The 17,218-nt window shown below is 70.9% G+C and carries 10 protein-coding genes and 3 rRNA genes; all 13 read right to left on the reverse strand.

Annotated elements, in window-relative coordinates; all coding sequences use genetic code 11:
• Nucleotides 1–74 precede the first annotated feature (74 nt).
• The 13 genes from ACWIZO_RS22245 to argC all read right to left on the reverse strand — a co-directional run bounded on the left by ACWIZO_RS22245 (nucleotide 75) and on the right by argC (nucleotide 17,130).
• Nucleotides 75–965, reverse strand: coding sequence for a hypothetical protein (locus ACWIZO_RS22245; RefSeq protein WP_448639785.1), 891 nt, complete (start codon nucleotides 963–965; stop codon nucleotides 75–77).
• A 1,081-nt stretch (nucleotides 966–2,046) separates the two neighbouring features.
• Nucleotides 2,047–2,163, reverse strand: a 5S ribosomal RNA gene (rrf, locus tag ACWIZO_RS22250).
• Between the two features lie 154 nt (nucleotides 2,164–2,317).
• Nucleotides 2,318–5,462 (reverse strand): 23S ribosomal RNA (locus ACWIZO_RS22255).
• A 511-nt stretch (nucleotides 5,463–5,973) separates the two neighbouring features.
• Nucleotides 5,974–7,496 (reverse strand): 16S ribosomal RNA (locus tag ACWIZO_RS22260).
• The 16S, 23S and 5S rRNA genes sit together here, the layout of an rRNA operon.
• Before the next feature lie 364 nt (nucleotides 7,497–7,860).
• Nucleotides 7,861–9,138, reverse strand: a complete 1,278-nt coding sequence (gene tyrS / locus ACWIZO_RS22265) for a tyrosine--tRNA ligase (RefSeq protein ID WP_448639786.1) — start codon at nucleotides 9,136–9,138, stop codon at nucleotides 7,861–7,863.
• On the reverse strand, nucleotides 9,131–9,814 hold the full coding sequence (locus ACWIZO_RS22270) for a DNA-3-methyladenine glycosylase (RefSeq protein ID WP_448642991.1): 684 nt from the start codon (nucleotides 9,812–9,814) through the stop codon (nucleotides 9,131–9,133). The genes tyrS and ACWIZO_RS22270 overlap by 8 nt, the downstream gene beginning before the upstream one ends.
• Entirely contained in the window at nucleotides 9,778–11,238 is a 1,461-nt protein-coding gene (gene argH / locus ACWIZO_RS22275; protein ID WP_448639787.1) for an argininosuccinate lyase, read from the reverse strand. The genes ACWIZO_RS22270 and argH overlap by 37 nt, the downstream gene beginning before the upstream one ends.
• On the reverse strand, nucleotides 11,235–11,771 hold the full coding sequence (locus tag ACWIZO_RS22280; protein WP_448639788.1) for an arginine repressor: 537 nt from the start codon (nucleotides 11,769–11,771) through the stop codon (nucleotides 11,235–11,237). Before ACWIZO_RS22280 ends, argH begins: the two co-directional genes overlap by 4 nt.
• Complete coding sequence (gene argF, locus ACWIZO_RS22285) at nucleotides 11,768–12,715, reverse strand: ornithine carbamoyltransferase (protein WP_448639789.1); 948 nt, start codon at nucleotides 12,713–12,715, stop codon at nucleotides 11,768–11,770. Before argF ends, ACWIZO_RS22280 begins: the two co-directional genes overlap by 4 nt.
• Complete coding sequence (locus ACWIZO_RS22290; RefSeq protein ID WP_448639790.1) at nucleotides 12,712–13,896, reverse strand: acetylornithine transaminase; 1,185 nt, start codon at nucleotides 13,894–13,896, stop codon at nucleotides 12,712–12,714. Before ACWIZO_RS22290 ends, argF begins: the two co-directional genes overlap by 4 nt.
• Nucleotides 13,893–14,945, reverse strand: a complete 1,053-nt coding sequence (gene argB / locus ACWIZO_RS22295; protein ID WP_448639791.1) for an acetylglutamate kinase — start codon at nucleotides 14,943–14,945, stop codon at nucleotides 13,893–13,895. The genes ACWIZO_RS22290 and argB overlap by 4 nt, the downstream gene beginning before the upstream one ends.
• Entirely contained in the window at nucleotides 14,942–16,093 is a 1,152-nt protein-coding gene (gene argJ / locus ACWIZO_RS22300; RefSeq protein WP_448639792.1) for a bifunctional glutamate N-acetyltransferase/amino-acid acetyltransferase ArgJ, read from the reverse strand. The genes argB and argJ overlap by 4 nt, the downstream gene beginning before the upstream one ends.
• Complete coding sequence (gene argC, locus ACWIZO_RS22305) at nucleotides 16,090–17,130, reverse strand: N-acetyl-gamma-glutamyl-phosphate reductase (RefSeq protein WP_448639793.1); 1,041 nt, start codon at nucleotides 17,128–17,130, stop codon at nucleotides 16,090–16,092. The genes argJ and argC overlap by 4 nt, the downstream gene beginning before the upstream one ends.
• Between the last annotated feature and the right edge of the window lie 88 nt (nucleotides 17,131–17,218).

Raw genomic sequence — 17,218 nt, forward strand, 5'->3', positions numbered from 1 at the left:
TCCCTGCGGGGCCCTGGAGGCCGGTTGTGGACCCGACGCGGCGGTGTGGACGGCGCGGACGCCGCCGTCGGTGGTCAGTGCGTGGCGTCGTCCGCCGGCGGGTCCACCTCGCCGAGCAGCTCGGCGACCTCTCGCTCGACGTCGGCGTCGAAGTCGAGACCGTCGGCTCCGGTGACCTCGTCCGGGTCGGCCTCCTCGTCGGTGCCGGTGTCCGCGCTGTCGCCCGGTGGGGCCACGGCCGGTTCCGCGGTGGCTCCCTCGGCCTCCTCGGTGACCGGAGCAGGGACGGGCAGGTCCTCCTCGCCGAACGCGACGTCGTCGTCCTCCTCGGGCGAGCCGGCGGTCACCGCGTCGCGCCAGGCCGGGGCCGTCGGGTCGCCGGTCGTGTCCAGCAGGTCGGCGTAGGCCGACGCGAGCCGTCGCGTGCCCTCGTCGGTGAGGTCCACGGCGGTCGGCGTCGGACGCCCGCCGAGCGCGCCCTCGAGCACCAGGCGCGCGGCGGAGACCTCACCGAGGTCCTGCCGGGCCCCGGCCTCCACGAGCCGCAGCTCCACGAGCTCCTCGGCGCCGGAGGTGTCCGCGAGGGCGTCCCGCACGAGGCGCAGCGCCACCTCCGGGCGGCCCATCGCCCGCTCGCAGTCGGCCAGGACCGCCCGGTACCCCTCGTCACCGCTCATCCGGCGATAGGCGCGCAGCTCCCGTGAGGCCTCGGCGTAGTCGCCGGCGTGGTACGCCGCGACCCCGACCGCCTCACGGACGACGGCGATGCGGGAGGCCCGGTCCCGGGCCGCGCGCGCATGGGCGAGCGCCAGGTCGGGGTCCTCGTCGACCAGCGCGCCGGCGGCGACGAGGTGGCGGGCCACCCGCTCGGCGTTCCGGCTCTCCAGTCCGCGCAGGGAGGCGCGCACCGCGGGATCGAGCTCTCGCGCGTCGGCCCAGTCGGGCAGGTCCGGACCCGGCGCCACCGACGGGGTGCGGTCCGTGGAGCCTGCGCGGTCGGACGCGGGACGGCGCTCCCGCCGGTCCCCGTCGCCGGCGCGGTCCGGGCGGCCCGTTCCACGGCGGTGGGGACGGGCGCCACCGGCCTCCGGGCGGCGGTCACGCCAGTCGGCGCGCTGTCCTCCGGTCCGAGCCGGCCGCTCACCCTGCGGACGACGGTCCCGCCACTCCGGCCGGGGTGGCCGCTGCTCGGCACCGTCGGTCCGCTCGCGCCGGTCCTGCCAGGCCCGCTCACCGCGCGGAGCCGCGTCCTCCCGGCGGGCGCTGGGCCGGCCCGTCGAGGAACGCTCGGCGCCCGGCCGGCGGTCGCGCCACTCCGTGGTCCGGTCCCCCGACGGACGCCTGGTGCGCCAGTCCCCGGTCGGTCGGTCGCCGCCAGGGCGCCGGTCCCGCCAGCCACCGGTCTGCTCACCCGTGGGACGCCGCTCGCGCCGGTCGTCACCGCCTGCACCCGCGGAGTACCGATCCGGCCGGTCACCGCCGGCCCGGCCTGCGCTGGAACGGCCGTCACGGGAGTCGGCGCCGGTAGGACGGCGGTCCCGCCAGTCGCCCGTCGGCCGGTCGCCACCGGGACGCCGGTCGCGCCAGTCGCCGCTCGACGTGCCCCGGGACGCCGAACGCTCCGTCTGCCCTCCCCGACCGCCGGACGACGGACGGCCGCCCTGGCCGTCCGTCGGGGTCCGTCCGCCACCAGCGACCCGTCGGCCCGTCGCACCGCCGTCGCGTCCGTCCCGGTCGGTGGCCCGGCCGGAGCCCTCGCCACTGCCGGGCCGGCCCGCCGCGGTGCCGCCCGTGCGGCGATCCGTGGCACCCGTGCGTCCAGCAGCGCGTGGCCCCCGACGGTCGTCTCGGCCAGACCAGCCCTGGCCGCGGTCGTTCGCGCCGCTGGGTCGGCCGCGGCCGGTAGAGCCGCGTCGGGGAGATGTCATGTGGTCGTCACTACCTCGATGGACAGGTCGGCACTCACTCGGAGTGCCGGGGCGGGCTCGTGCACGCACGAAGACGGGGGCCGGAGCCCTTGGCTCCGACCCCCGTCTGGGAATGGTTGTCCGGCGGTGTCCTACTCTCCCACCCCGTCTCCAGGGCAGTACCATCGGCGCTGAGAGGCTTAGCTTCCGGGTTCGGAATGGGACCGGGCGTTTCCCTCTCGCCATGACCGCCGTAACACTGTGAACGTGACCAACCCCCGGCCCCCACACCCCCGGCGCGGATGTCCGCGGGCGGGGTGGGGCGGGTTGGGTGCGTTCAGAACCGCACAGTGGACGCGACACAAGACTCTTCCGATGCTGCTTGCTGGTGGCTTGACCGGTGGTGTGGCGTGGTCAAGCCCTCGGCCTGTTAGTACCGGTCAGCTCCACACCTTGCGGTGCTTCCACTTCCGGCCTATCAACCCGCTGGTCTGGGCGGGGGCCTTACCCCATTGACTGGGTGAGAGACCTCATCTCGAAGCGAGCTTCCCGCTTAGATGCTTTCAGCGGTTATCCCTGCCGAACGTAGCCAACCAGCAGTGCACCTGGCGGTACAACTGGCACACCAGAGGTTCGTCCGTCCCGGTCCTCTCGTACTAGGGACAGCTCTTCTCAAGTCTCTTACGCGCACGGCGGATAGGGACCGAACTGTCTCACGACGTTCTAAACCCAGCTCGCGTACCGCTTTAATGGGCGAACAGCCCAACCCTTGGGACCTACTCCAGCCCCAGGATGCGACGAGCCGACATCGAGGTGCCAAACCATCCCGTCGATATGGACTCTTGGGGAAGATCAGCCTGTTATCCCCGGGGTACCTTTTATCCGTTGAGCGACACCGCTTCCACCTGCCGGTGCCGGGTCACTAGTCCCAGCTTTCGCTCCTGCTCGACCCGTCGGTCTCACAGTCAAGCTCCCTTGTGCACTTGCACTCGACACCTGATTGCCAACCAGGCTGAGGGAACCTTTGGGCGCCTCCGTTACCCTTTGGGAGGCAACCGCCCCAGTTAAACTACCCACCTGACACTGTTCCTGATCCGGATCACGGACCCAGGTTAGACATCCAATTCGACCAGAGTGGTATTTCAACGGCGACTCCACGAACACTGGCGTGCCCGCTTCCACGTCTCCCACCTATCCTACACAAGCCGAACCGAACACCAATATCAAGCTGTAGTGAAGGTCCCGGGGTCTTTCCGTCCTGCCGCGCGTAACGAGCATCTTTACTCGTAGTGCAATTTCGCCGAGCCTGTGGTTGAGACAGCTGAGAAGTCGTTACGCCATTCGTGCAGGTCGGAACTTACCCGACAAGGAATTTCGCTACCTTAGGATGGTTATAGTTACCACCGCCGTTTACTGGCGCTTGAGTTCTGAGCTTCGCACACCCGAAGGCGCACTAACCCGTCCCCTTAACGTTCCAGCACCGGGCAGGCGTCAGTCCGTATACATCGTCTTACGACTTCGCACGGACCTGTGTTTTTAGTAAACAGTCGCTTCTCACTGGTCTCTGCGACCCCCCACCGCTACCCACCGCACGGATGGTCACAGTCAGGGGTCCCCCTTCTCCCGAAGTTACGGGGGCATTTTGCCGAGTTCCTTAACCACAGTTCGCTCGATCGCCTCGGTATTCTCTACCTGACCACCTGAGTTGGTTTGGGGTACGGGCCGCTCGGAACTCGCTAGAGGCTTTTCTCGACAGCATAGGATCATCGGATTCGCCTCACTCGGCTATGCGTCAGGCCTCACCCTGCATGTCCGGCGGATTTGCCTACCAGACGGGCCACACCCTTGCACCGGTACTACCACTCACCGGCCCGACTACCTTCCTGCGTCACCCCATCGCTTGCCTACTACCAGTCCGGGTCCCCAGCTACTCCCCGCGACCCGTCCGAAGACGAGCCACCGGTTTCGGTGGGTCAGCATCGCTGGGTCCAGCATGGGCGTTCCTTCGCGGGTACGGGAATATCAACCCGTTGTCCATCGACTACGCCTGTCGGCCTCGCCTTAGGTCCCGACTCACCCTGGGCGGATTAGCCTGGCCCAGGAACCCTTGGTCTTCCGGCGGGGGAGGTTCTCACTCCCCTCTCGCTACTCATGCCTGCATTCTCACTCGCATGGCGTCCACGGCTGGATCCCTCCGCCGCTTCACCCGCCACACGACGCTCCCCTACCCACCCCACCACCTGGCCGCCATCCCGAAGGATGCCGGCGGGCTATCGGTGGAGTGCCACGGCTTCGGCGGTGTGCTTGAGCCCCGCTACATTGTCGGCGCGGAACCACTTGACCAGTGAGCTATTACGCACTCTTTCAAGGATGGCTGCTTCTAAGCCAACCTCCTGGTTGTCACTGCGATCCCACATCCTTTTCCACTTAGCACACGCTTAGGGGCCTTAGCCGATGATCTGGGCTGTTTCCCTCTCGACTACGAACCTTATCGCCCGCAGTCTCACTGCCGCGCTCTCACTTACCGGCATTCGGAGTTTGGTTGACGTCAGTAACCTTGTGGGGCCCATCAGCCATCCAGTGCTCTACCTCCGGCAAGAAACACGCGACGCTGCACCTAAATGCATTTCGGGGAGAACCAGCTATCACCGAGTTTGATTGGCCTTTCACCCCTACCCACAGCTCATCCCCCAGGTTTTCAACCCTGGTGGGTTCGGTCCTCCACGCGGTCTTACCCGCGCTTCAACCTGGCCATGGGTAGATCACTCGGCTTCGGGTCTAGGACACGCGACTAGAAACCGCCCTGTTCGGACTCGCTTTCGCTACGGCTACCCCCCACGGGTTAACCTCGCCACGCACCACTAACTCGCAGGCTCATTCTTCAAAAGGCACGCAATCACCGCCCGCACACGAAGCGCGGATTCACGGCTCTCACGGCTTGTAGGCACACGGTTTCAGGTACTATTTCACTCCCCTCCCGGGGTACTTTTCACCTTTCCCTCACGGTACTCGTCCGCTATCGGTCACCAGGGAGTATTCAGGCTTAGCGGGTGGTCCCGCCAGATTCACACCGAATTCCACGGGCTCGGTGCTACTTGGGATACAGAAACAAGGAGACGACAGGCTTTCACCTACGGGGCTCTCACCCTCTACGGCGACCCCTTCCAGAGGCCTTCGGCTAACCCGACCGCTTTCTCACTCCCCGCCACCCCGGCAGAGGCGACACGACTGTCCCACGACCCCGACGACACAACGCCTGCCGGCTATCACATGCCATCGGTTTAGCCTCATCCGCTTTCGCTCGCCACTACTCACGGAATCACGGTTGTTTTCTCTTCCTGTGGGTACTGAGATGTTTCACTTCCCCACGTTCCCTCCACACGCCCTATGTGTTCAGGCGCGGGTCACACCACATGACTGGTGCGGGGTTCCCCCATTCGGACACCCTCGGATCAACGCTCGGTTGGCAGCTCCCCGAGGCATATCGCAGCCTCCCACGTCCTTCATCGGCTCCTGGTGCCCAGGCATCCACCGTGTGCCCTCAACATCTTGACCACACACAACCCACCCCTCCACGACCCCTCCCGAAGGAGACAGCCGCGCCCGGGGGCGGGACACCTACAAGCAAACACCCTGCAAACAAACTCTGCAAAACAGAGATCAAAAGATGCTCGCGTCCACTGTGCAGTTCTCAACGACCAACCCGCAAACCCTCCACACGACCCCACCAGCACCGAGAACACTCGGCCGGTCTGAGACCAGGAAGGCCCGGACGAAGACAGCAACCCCTCCCGCCACAGGCTCACACCCACAGCAGCAGAGCCCGCTCCCTCAGGACCCAACAGCGTGCCTACGACCGACCCACCCCTGCCACCCCGTTCCCCACGCCACCAGTGAAGATGACGCCGTACTAGGAGCAGCAGCAGCTGCCGGCCGAACTGGTCAGCGTTCCACCCTCGAGCACTGTCACGAGCACCCGCGGCCACCCGGTAGTGGGCGACCGTCACGACCCGCGCACAGCTCTGCACCCGACAACCATCCGGCTGCCGAGCGAGATGCTCCTTAGAAAGGAGGTGATCCAGCCGCACCTTCCGGTACGGCTACCTTGTTACGACTTCGTCCCAATCGCCGATCCCGCCTTCGACGGCTCCCTCCCACAAGGGGTTGGGCCACCGGCTTCGGGCGTTACCGACTTTCGTGACGTGACGGGCGGTGTGTACAAGGCCCGGGAACGTATTCACCGCAGCGTTGCTGATCTGCGATTACTAGCGACTCCAACTTCATGGGGTCGAGTTGCAGACCCCAATCCGAACTGAGACCGGCTTTTTGGGATTCGCTCCACCTCACGGTATCGCAGCCCTTTGTACCGGCCATTGTAGCATGTTTGCAGCCCTAGACATAAGGGGCATGATGATTTGACGTCATCCCCACCTTCCTCCGAGTTGACCCCGGCAGTCTCCCATGAGTCCCCACCATCACGTGCTGGCAACATGGAACGAGGGTTGCGCTCGTTGCGGGACTTAACCCAACATCTCACGACACGAGCTGACGACAACCATGCACCACCTGTGCACGACGCCAAAGGCACCCCGCATCTCTGCGAGATTTCCGCGCATGTCAAGCCTAGGTAAGGTTCTTCGCGTTGCATCGAATTAAGCAACATGCTCCGCCGCTTGTGCGGGCCCCCGTCAATTCCTTTGAGTTTTAGCCTTGCGGCCGTACTCCCCAGGCGGGGCGCTTAATGCGTTAGCTGCGGCACGGAGACCGTGGAATGGCCCCCACACCTAGCGCCCAACGTTTACGGCGTGGACTACCAGGGTATCTAATCCTGTTCGCTCCCCACGCTTTCGCTCCTCAGCGTCAGTTGTTGCCCAGAGACCCGCCTTCGCCACCGGTGTTCCTCCTGATATCTGCGCATTTCACCGCTACACCAGGAATTCCAGTCTCCCCTGCAACACTCGAGTCTGCCCGTATCGACTGCAGGCCCGGAGTTGAGCTCCGGGTTTTCACAGCCGACGCAACAGACCGCCTACGAGCTCTTTACGCCCAATAATTCCGGACAACGCTTGCACCCTACGTATTACCGCGGCTGCTGGCACGTAGTTGGCCGGTGCTTCTTCTGCTCCTACCGTCACTTCCGCTTCGTCGGAGCTGAAAGAGGTTTACAACCCGAAGGCCGTCATCCCCCACGCGGCGTCGCTGCGTCAGGCTTCCGCCCATTGCGCAATATTCCCCACTGCTGCCTCCCGTAGGAGTCTGGGCCGTGTCTCAGTCCCAGTGTGGCCGGTCACCCTCTCAGGCCGGCTACCCGTCGTCGCCTTGGTAGGCCACTACCCCACCAACAAGCTGATAGGCCGCGGGCCCATCCCCAGCCGGAAACCCTTTCCACCACCAGACCATGCGGCCAGCAGAGGACATCCGGTATTAGCCCCAATTTCTTGGAGTTATCCCAGAGCCGGGGGCAGGTTGCCCACGTGTTACTCACCCGTTCGCCACTCATCACCACCCGAAGATGGATCAGCGTTCGACTTGCATGTGTTAAGCACGCCGCCAGCGTTCGTCCTGAGCCAGGATCAAACTCTCCGTAGATGCTTGAACCAGGCCGAGAACCGAGACCTGACAGATCTCGATCACATCAACCAAAGGAATCCCACCCAGGCATCACGCCCAGGCCGGGGTTACTACTTGGCACTGACTTTCGGCACGCTGTTGAGTTCTCAAGGAGCGGACGCACACCAACTCCACCCTCTCGGGCTTCCTCGGTGGCTAGTTGTCCAACCCTGCGCCCGCACCGGGTGTTCCCTGCTGGGTCCTCCCCGTCGGCCCTCCCGGGCCGTGCGGCGCGCAGAGATGAAGTTACGTGGCTGTCGGGACCGTGTCAAACGAGCCGGCCCGTGACCGTCGACACCGTTTCGGAACCGGCGTGTCACCTGGCGTTCACACGCCCGCGGCGTCAGCCGGCCCGCTGCACCCCGGCGACGGCTCGCTTGCCACGGCGCAGCACCAGCCACCCCCCGGGCAGCCACTCGTCATCCCGGGGGACGGCATCGGCGTCGGTGACCCGCTCGTTGTTCAGGTAGGCGCCGCCCTCCTTCACCGTCCGGCGGGCGTCGGACAGGCTCGAGGCCAGTCCGGTCCGCTGCAGCAACTGGGCGACGCTCGGCGTCTCGCCGTCCAAGGTGACGCTGCCGGCCTCCCGCAGCGCCGCGCCGAGGGTCTCCGGACCCAGGGCGGTCAGGTCCTCCCGGCCGAACAGGGCGCGCCCGGCGGCCTCGGCCTGCCGCAGCTCCTCGGGGCCGTGCACCAGCAGGGTGAGCTCCTCGGCGAGGGCGCGCTGCGCCGCGCGGGAGGCGGGGCGCTCGGCACTCTCGGCGAGGACGGCCGACACCTCCTCGGCCGGGCGCTCGGAGAACAGCGGCAGCCACGTGCGGGCGTCGGCGTCGTCGGCGTTGAGCCAGAACTGGAAGAAGGCGTAGGGCGAGGTGAGCGCCGGGTCGAGCCAGACGGATCCGCCCTCGCTCTTGCCGAACTTGGTCCCGTCGGACTTGGTCACCAGCTGGGTCGACAGGGCGTGCACCGTGGCGCCCTCGGTGCGGCGGACCAGGTCGATGCCCGCCGTGAGGTTGCCCCACTGGTCGGATCCGCCGCTCTGCAGCGTGCAGCCGTGCCGCCGGTGCAGCTCGCGGAAGTCGTTCGCCTGCAGGATCTGGTAGCTGAACTCGGTGTAGCTGATGCCGGCCTCGCTGTTCAGCCGGGCGGAGACGGCCTCCTTGGCCAGCATCCGGCCCACCCGGAAGTGCTTGCCGAGGTCGCGCAGGAAGTCGATGGCCGAGAGCGGCCCGGTCCAGGTGAGGTTGTCGACGTAGACCGGCGGCGCCAGGCCCTCCCGCTCGGCGGGCAGGTCGAGGAACGGCGCCACCTGGCGGCGGATGCTGTCGACCCAGCCGGCGACGGTGGCCCGGTCGTTGAGCTGCCGCTCGGCCGACGGGCGCGGGTCGCCGATCAGGCCGGTGGCACCGCCGACCAGCACGATCGGCCGGTGGCCGGCCCGCTGCAGGGCGCGGAGCACCATGAACTGCACGAGGTGGCCGACGTGCAGGCTGGGCGCCGTGGGGTCGAAGCCGCAGTAGTAGGTGACCGGGCCGGCGGCCAGGTGCGCGCGCAGCGCCTCCTCGTCGGTGGTCTGGGCGATCAGCCCGCGCCGGTGCAGCTCGTCGATCACGTCAGTCACGGCGTCGATCCTCCCTGCCCGGCCGGGGCCGGGGACGCCCACCCGGGCGGAAGGCGCTCACCGACGCCGCCCCGGTCTCCCAGAACCGCCACGGCAGCTCGGTGGCCACGCTGATGCCCACGCGCGGCCCCGTGGAGACGGCGGACGGCGGCTCGCCGGCGTGCAGCCGGACCGGCGAGGCGGCGTCCAGCAGGTCGGCGCCCTTGTCGTCCGGGCCGATCGCCAGCGCCTGGGTCAGCCGGGCCGGGCCGCGGGCGAGGTCGCGCGCGGCGCGGGCGGAGGCACGACGGCCGGTGGCGACCTCCTCCCCCACCACCACCTCGCCGGCACGCAGCAGCACCGCGGAGCCGACCCCCTCGGGGCCGACGACGACGTTGGCGCACCAGTGCACGCCGTAGCTGAAGTAGACGTAGAGCCGCCCGGGCGGGCCGAACATGATCGCCGCGCGCGGGGTGGGGCCGCGGTGCGAGTGCGCCGCGGGGTCGGTCCCGTCCCCCGCGTAGGCCTCCACCTCGGTCAGCCGCACGGCGACGGTCCCCTCCGGCCGGTCGCTGACCAGCCAGCAGCCGAGCAGCACCGGGGCGACGACGTCGGCCGGCCCGAGCAGCTCGTCGGCGGTGACCAGGCGGCCGGGGAGGCTCAGAGCGCGGCCGCCACGGGTGAGTCGGCCGCCCAGCGGCCGTGCGCGGCGGCGACGTCCTCCAGCGACGCGAGCTGGCCGGCGACCCGCTCGGGCGCCGTCCCGCCGCGGGTGCTGCGCGCCGCGAGCGCCCCGCGCACCGACAGCACGGACCGGACCTCGGCGGTGAGCCGCTCGTCGATGCCGGCGAGCTGGTCGTCGTCGAGCTCGTCGAGCTCCACCCCGGCCTCCTCGCAGACGGCGACCATCGCACCGGAGATCTCGTGGGCCGACCGGAACGGCACGCCGTTGCGCACCAGCCACTCGGCGACGTCGGTGGCCAGCGCGAACCCCTGCGGCGCGGCGGCCTCGAGCACCTCCGGGCGCAGGGTCAGCGTGGCGACCATCCCGGTGACCGCGGGCAGCAGGAGCAGCAGCTGCTCAAGGGAGTCGAAGACCGGCTCCTTGTCCTCCTGCAGGTCGCGGTCGTAGGCCAGCGGCAGGCCCTTGAGCATCGTGAGCAGGCCGGTGAGGTTGCCGACGAACCGGCCGGACTTGCCGCGGGCCAGCTCGGCGATGTCGGGGTTCTTCTTCTGCGGCATGATCGACGACCCGGTGGCCCAGGCGTCGTCGAGGCGGGCCCAGCCGAACTCGGTCGAGGTCCAGAGCACCACCTCCTCCCCCAGCCGGGAGAGGTGGACGCCGATGAGCGCGGCGGCGAAGCAGAACTCCGCGGCGAAGTCGCGGTCGCTGACCGCGTCGATGGAGTTGTCGGCGGCGCGGTCGAAGCCGAGCTCGGCGGCGACGGCGTCGGGGTCCAGCGGCAGCGAGGAGCCGGCGAGCGCGCCGGAGCCCAGCGGGCTGACGGCGGCGCGGCGGTCCCAGTCCTGCAGCCGGTCGACGTCGCGGGCGAAGGCGTGCGCGTGGGCGAGCAGCTGGTGGGCGATGAGCACCGGCTGGGCGTGCTGCAGGTGGGTCATGCCCGGCGCCGGGACGTCGGCGTACCGCTGCGCCAGACCCAGCAGCGCGTACTCCAGCGAGGCGAGCTCGCCGACCAGCGCGCGCACGTTGTGCCGCAGGTACAGCCGCAGGTCGGTGGCCACCTGGTCGTTGCGCGAGCGGCCGGCCCGCAGCTTGCCGCCGAGGGTGCCGAGCTTGGCCATCAGCCCGCGCTCGAGCGCCTCGTGCACGTCCTCGTCGGCCTCGACCGGCGCGAAGGTGCCCGTGGCGACCTCCGCCGACAGCTCGGTGAGCGCGCCCACCATCTGCTCGAGCTCGTCGTCGGCGAGCAGGCCGGCGCGGTGCAGCACCCGGGCGTGGGCGCGGGAGCCGGCCAGGTCGTACGGGGCCAGCCGCCAGTCGACGTCGGTGGACTTCGACAGCGCGGCCATCGCCGGGGACGGGCCGCCGCCGAAGCGGCCACCCCACAGCCGGGTCTGCGACGGGCCGGCGGCTGCGGCGGCGGGGTCGGCCGGGCTCACGGTGCGCTGTCCTCCAGGTCGGTCCGCAGTTCCGGGTACACGGCCGGCGTGCGCCGGGCCATGGCGAGCAGGCGCTCGGCCAGGGCCGGGCCGCCGTCCGGCTCGCGGGAGACGGCCAGCAGAGTGTCGTCCCCGGCGATCGTGCCCAGGACGTCGGGGAGGCCGACCTTGTCCAGCGCGGAGGCCAGGAACTGCGCCGCGCCCGGCGGTGTGCGCAGGACGGCGAGGTTGGCGCTGCCCTCCGCGCCGGTCAGCAGGTCGGCCAGCAGCCGGGTCAGCCGGGCGGGGGCGGCCTGGGCGGGGCGCAGCGGCGCGTTCTCCGGCGGCAGCACGTAGGACGCCGGGGCGCCGTCGGAGCCGCGGAGCTTCACCGCGCCCAGCTCCTCCAGGTCGCGCGAGAGCGTGGCCTGGGTGACCTCGATGCCCGACTCGGCCAGCAGCGCGGCCAGCTGGGTCTGCGAGGTGACCGACTGGGCCGCGATGAGCTCGCGGACCCGCGCCTGACGTGCCGAGCGGGTGAGCGCCGTGGTCACGCAGATCGCTCCAGCAGCCAGGTGAGCAGGGCCTTCTGGGCGTGCAGCCGGTTCTCGGCCTCGTCCCAGACCGCGCTCCGCGGCCCGTCGATCACCTCCGCGGCGATCTCCTTGCCGCGGTAGGCCGGCAGGCAGTGCAGGACGACGACGTCGGCGGCGGCGCGGTCGAGCGCGGCCTGGTCGAGCGCGTAGGGCAGGAACGGCGCGACGCGGGCGTCGTACTCCTCCTCCTGCCCCATCGAGACCCAGGTGTCGGTGACCAGGACGTCGGCCCCGTCGGCGGCCGCCGCGGCGTCGGGGGTCCACAGCACCGAGCCACCGGTCTCCGCGGCGACCTCCCCCGCCCGCTTGAGCACGGCCGGGTCGGGCTGGAAGGCGTCGGGTGAGCCGATCCGCACGTGCATCCCGGCGGTCGCCCCGCCGAGCAGGTAGGAGTGCGCCATGTTGTTGGCGCCGTCGCCGAGGTAGCTCATGGTCAGGCCGGCGAGGCGGCCCCGGCGCTCGGCCACCGTCTGCAGGTCGGCCAGGATCTGGCAGGGGTGGAACTCGTCGGTGAGCGCGTTGAGCACCGGCACGCGGCTGACGGCGGCCATGGCCTCGATGCGCTCCTGGCCGAAGGTGCGCCACACGATGGCGGCGACCTGCCGGTCGAGCACCCGGGTGGTGTCCTCCACCGGCTCGCCGCGGCCGAGCTGGCTGGTGCCGGCGTCGATCACGAGCGGGGAGCCGCCGAGCTCGGCGACCCCGACGGTGAAGCTCACCCGGGTGCGGGTCGAGGGCTTGTCGAAGAGCACCGCCACGGCCCGCGGCACGCCGTTGGCCGCGCGCAGCGGGACGGGCGCGGCGTCGGTGTGCCGGGTGCGCTTGAGCTCGGCGGCCAGCGTCAGGACCTCGGCCTGCTCGTCGGGGGTGAGGTCGTCGTCCCGGAGGAGGTGCCGGGTCACGAGTCGGCCGTCGCGGCGTCGAGGGCGGCCGGCAGGGCGGCGACGAAGGCGTCGACCTGCGCGTCGGTGAGCACCAGCGAGGGGGCCAGCCGCAGCACGTCGGGGGCGACGGCGTTGGCGAGGAAACCCGCGTCGCGCAGCCGCTCCTCCAGCACGGCGGCGACCGGCGCGGTGAGGACGACACCGAGCAGCGCTCCCCTGCCCCGGACGCCGGCGACCGCCGGGTGCCCGAGGGCCTCGATGCCGGCGGTGAACCGGTGCTCGAGCTCCTTGGCCCGCTCGAGCAGGCCCTCGTCGCGGATGGTGTCGAGGACGGCGAGCGCGGCCGCGGCGGCGATCGGGTTGCCGCCGAACGTCGAGCCGTGCGACCCGGCGGTCATCAGCTCGGCGGCGTCGCCGAAGGCGAGCGTGGCGCCCAGCGGCAGGCCGCCGCCGAGGGCCTTGGCCACGGTGATCACGTCCGGCTGGAGCCCGTCGGCCTGGGAGGCGAACCAGTGCCCGGTGCGGCCGGTGCCGGTCTGCACCTCGTCGACGGCGAACAGCGCGCCGGCGCCGGCCGCCGTGCGCGCCGCGGCGGCCAGGTAGCCGGGCGGGGCGGGCAGCACGCCGCCCTCCCCGAGCACCGGCTCGAGCAGCACCATCGCCGTCTGCTGCGAGACCACGCCGGCCAGCGCGTCGGCGTCGCCGTACGGGACGTACCGGACGCCGCCGGGCAGCGGCGCGAAGGCCGCCGCCTTCGACGGCTGCCCGGTGAGCGCGAGCGCGCCCATCGTGCGGCCGTGGAAGGCGCCCTCGGCGGTGACCACCTCGGGCCGACCGGTGAGCCGGCTGATCTTGAAGGCGGCCTCGTTGGCCTCGGCGCCGGAGTTGCAGAAGAAGACCCGGCCCGGCCGGCCGGCCAGCTCCAACAGCCGCTCGGCGAGCGTCACGCCGGGCTCGTGCATCGCCAGGTTGGAGACGTGGCCCAGGGTCTGCGCCTGCTTCGTGATCGCCTCGACCACCCGCGGGTGGGCGTGGCCGAGGATCGTCGTCGCGATGCCGCCGAGCAGGTCGGTGTACTCCCGGCCGTCCACGTCCCAGACGGTGGCCCCCGCGCCGCGGGCCAGCGCGACCGGCGGGGTCCGGTAGTTGCCCATCATCACCGCCGACCAGCGGGTGGCCAGCTCCTCGGTGTGGGTCATGCCGGCTCCTCCCGGGTCAGGGTGTGCGCCGGGACGACCATCGTCCCGGTGCCCTCGGTGGTGAACATCTCCAGCAGCAGGGCGTGCGGGGTCCGGCCGTCGACGACGGTCGCCCGCTTCACCCCACCCTCGACCGCCCGCAGGCAGGCGGCCATCTTCGGGACCATCCCCGCGTCGAGCGTGGGGAGGATCGCGGTGAGCTCGGCGGCGTCGATCTGCTGCACCAGCGAGTCGCGGTCGGGCCAGTCGGCGTAGAGGCCCTCGACGTCGGTGAGGACGACCAGCTTGACCGCGCCCAGCGCCACGGCGACCGCGGCGGCAGCGGTGTCGGCGTTGACGTTGTGCACCACGCCGTCCCGGTCCGGCGCGACGGTGGCGATGACCGGGATCTTGCCGCGCTCGAGCAGCGCGCTGACCGGCGTCGGGTCGACGGCGACGACGTCCCCGACCAGGCCGACGTCGACCGGCTGCCCCTCCACGACCGCCGTCGTCCGCTCGGCGGTGAACAGGCCGCCGTCCTCCCCCGACAGGCCGACCGCCAGCGGGCCGTGCTGGTTGACCAGCCCGACCACCTCCGGGGTGACCTGGCCGGTGAGCACCATGCGGACGACCTCGATCGTCTCCTCGGTGGTCACCCGCAGGCCGCCGCGGAACTCGCTCTCGATGCCCAGCCGGTCGAGCATCCCGGTGATCTGCGGGCCGCCGCCGTGGACGACGACGGGCAGGATGCCGCAGGTCCGCAGGAAGACCATGTCCTCGGCGAAGGCACGGCGGCACTCGTCGTCGACCATCGCGTGGCCGCCGTACTTGATCACCACGACGTTGCCGTGGAACTCCTTGAGCCACGGCAGCGCCCCGGTGAGGACGGCGATCCGGCGGGCGTCCCCCTCGGGGTCGTGGGTGCGCATGACCCGGCTGGTGCCGATCCTGCGGCGGGCCGGCGGCACCGGCTCGTCGACGCGGACGTCGGGCGGGGTGGGGTCCTGGGCGCCCGGGTCGTGCACGGTGGTCACGTGCGGCTCGGGGTGGGGTCCGGCCTCGCTGCTCACGTGGAGTACGCCGAGTTCTCGTGCACGTAAGCGACGGACAGGTCGTTGGTCCAGATCGTCGCCTGCTCGCCGCCGGCCCGGAGGTCGACGTCGATGGTGATCCCCCGGCCGGTGAGGTCGACGCCCTCGCGCGGGTCGCCGATCGCGCCGCCCCGGCAGACGGTGACGCCGTTGATCGTGACGTCGACGCGGTCGGGCTCGAAGGCGGCGTCGGTGGTGCCGATCGCGGCCAGCACCCGGCCCCAGTTGGGGTCGTTGCCGAACAGCGCGGTCTTGAGCAGGTTGTTGCGGGCGCAGGCGCGGCCGGCGCTCAGCGCGTCCTCGACGCTGGCCGCGTTGCGCACGGTGATCGCGATGTCCTTGGTGGAGCCCTCGGCGTCGGCCAGCAGCTGCATCGCCAGGTCGGTGCACGCGGCGGTCAGCGCCTCGGTGACCTCCTCGGCGCTCGGGCTGACGCCGCCGGCGCCGTTGGCCATGACGATGACCGTGTCGTTGGTGGACAGGCACCCGTCGGAGTCGACCCGCTCGAAGCTGACGCTGGTCGCCCGCGCGAGCGCGGTCTGCAGGGTGCCGGCGTCGACCACCGCGTCGGTGGTGAGGACGACGAGCATCGTGGCCAGGCTCGGCGCGAGCATGCCGGCCCCCTTGGCCATGCCGCCGACGGTCCAGCCGTCCCGGGCCTGCACGGTGGTCTTCGGGACACTGTCGGTGGTCATGATCGCGCGGGCGGCGTCCGGTCCGCCGTCCTCGCTGAGCGCCTTCACCGCCGCGGTGACGCCGGCGGTCAGCTTGTCCATGGGCAGCCGGACGCCGATCAGGCCGGTGCTGGCCACCGCGACGTCGATGGCGCCCAGCCCCAGCTCGGCGGCGGCGTGCTCCGCGGTGGCGTGGGTGTCCTGGAAGCCGCCGGGGCCGGTGCAGGCGTTGGCGCCGCCGGAGTTGAGCACGACGGCCCGCGCCCGCTCGCCGGCCAGGACCTGGCGGCTCCAGAGCACCGGCGCGGCCGGGAAGCGGTTGGTGGTGAAGACGGCGGCCGCGGCGTCGTCGGGACCGTCGTTGACGACCACCGCGACGTCGGGGGCGCCGGAGGACTTGAGGCCGGCGGCGACGCCGGCGGCCCGGAAGCCCCGCGGGGCGGTGGCGCTCACGGGGCCACGCCCACGACCGGCAGGCCGGTGGTCTCGGGCAGGCCGAGGGCGAGGTTGGCGCACTGGATCGCCGCTCCCCCGGTGCCCTTGGTGAGGTTGTCGACCGCGGCGACGACGACCAGCCGGCCGGCGTCGGGGTCGACGGCGATCTGCAGGGCCACGGTGTTGGCGCCGAGCACCTGGGCGGTGGTGGGCCACTGCCCCTCGGGCAGCAGGTGCACGAACGGCTCGTCGGCGTAGGCCTTCTCGTAGACGGCGCGGGCGGCGGCCTCGTCGGTCCCCGCGGCCAGCGGCGCGGAGCAGGTGGCGAGGATGCCCCGGCTCATCGGCACCAGGGTCGGGGTGAAGCTGACGGTGACCGGCGCCCCGGCGGCCTGGGAGAGGTTCTGCACCATCTCGGGGGTGTGCCGGTGGACCCCGCCGACGCCGTAGGCGCTGACCGAGCCCATCACCTCGCTGCCGAGCAGGTGCGGCTTGGCGGACTTCCCCGCGCCGGAGGTGCCCGAGGCGGCGACCACCACGACCTCGGGGCGGACCAGGCCGGCGGCCAGCGCCGGGGCCAGCGCCAGGGTGACCGAGGTCGGGTAGCAGCCGGGGACGGCGATCCGCCGGGCGCCGGCCAGCTGTTCGCGCCGGCCGGGCAGCTCGGGCAGGCCGTAGGGCCAGGTACCGGCGTGCTCGGTGCCGTACCACCGCGCCCACGCCGCGGGGTCGTCCAGCCGGTGGTCGGCGCCGCAGTCGATGACGAGGGTGTCGTCGGGGAGCTGCGCGGCGACGGCGGCGGACTCCCCGTGCGGCAGCGCGAGGACGACGACGTCGTAGCCCGCCAGCGCGCCGGCGTCGCTCGGCTGCACCTCGAGGTCGGCGTAGGGCAGCAGGTGGGGCTGCAGCTCACCCAGGCGTCGGCCGGCACTCGAGTTGGCGTGCACCCCGGCCAGCCCGAGGTTCGGGTGCCCGGCCAGCAGCCGGCACACCTCTCCTCCCGCGTACCCGGTGGCGCCGGTGACCCCGACCGTCCACGTCTGCGTTCCGCTCACGATGCATGACCATACACGCCCGTGCATGACCGTTCATCCGGGGTCCCGGGGAGGTGTTGCCTCTGCGCGACGTCGTGCTCTGCCCACA

The organism is Geodermatophilus sp. URMC 63, assembly GCF_053502565.1.

Excerpts from the sequence above, each read along its gene's own strand:
- ACWIZO_RS22290 (WP_448639790.1), bottom strand. The coding sequence starts at position 13,896 with ATGACCCACACCGAGGAGCTGGCCACCCGCTGGTCGGCGGTGATGATG.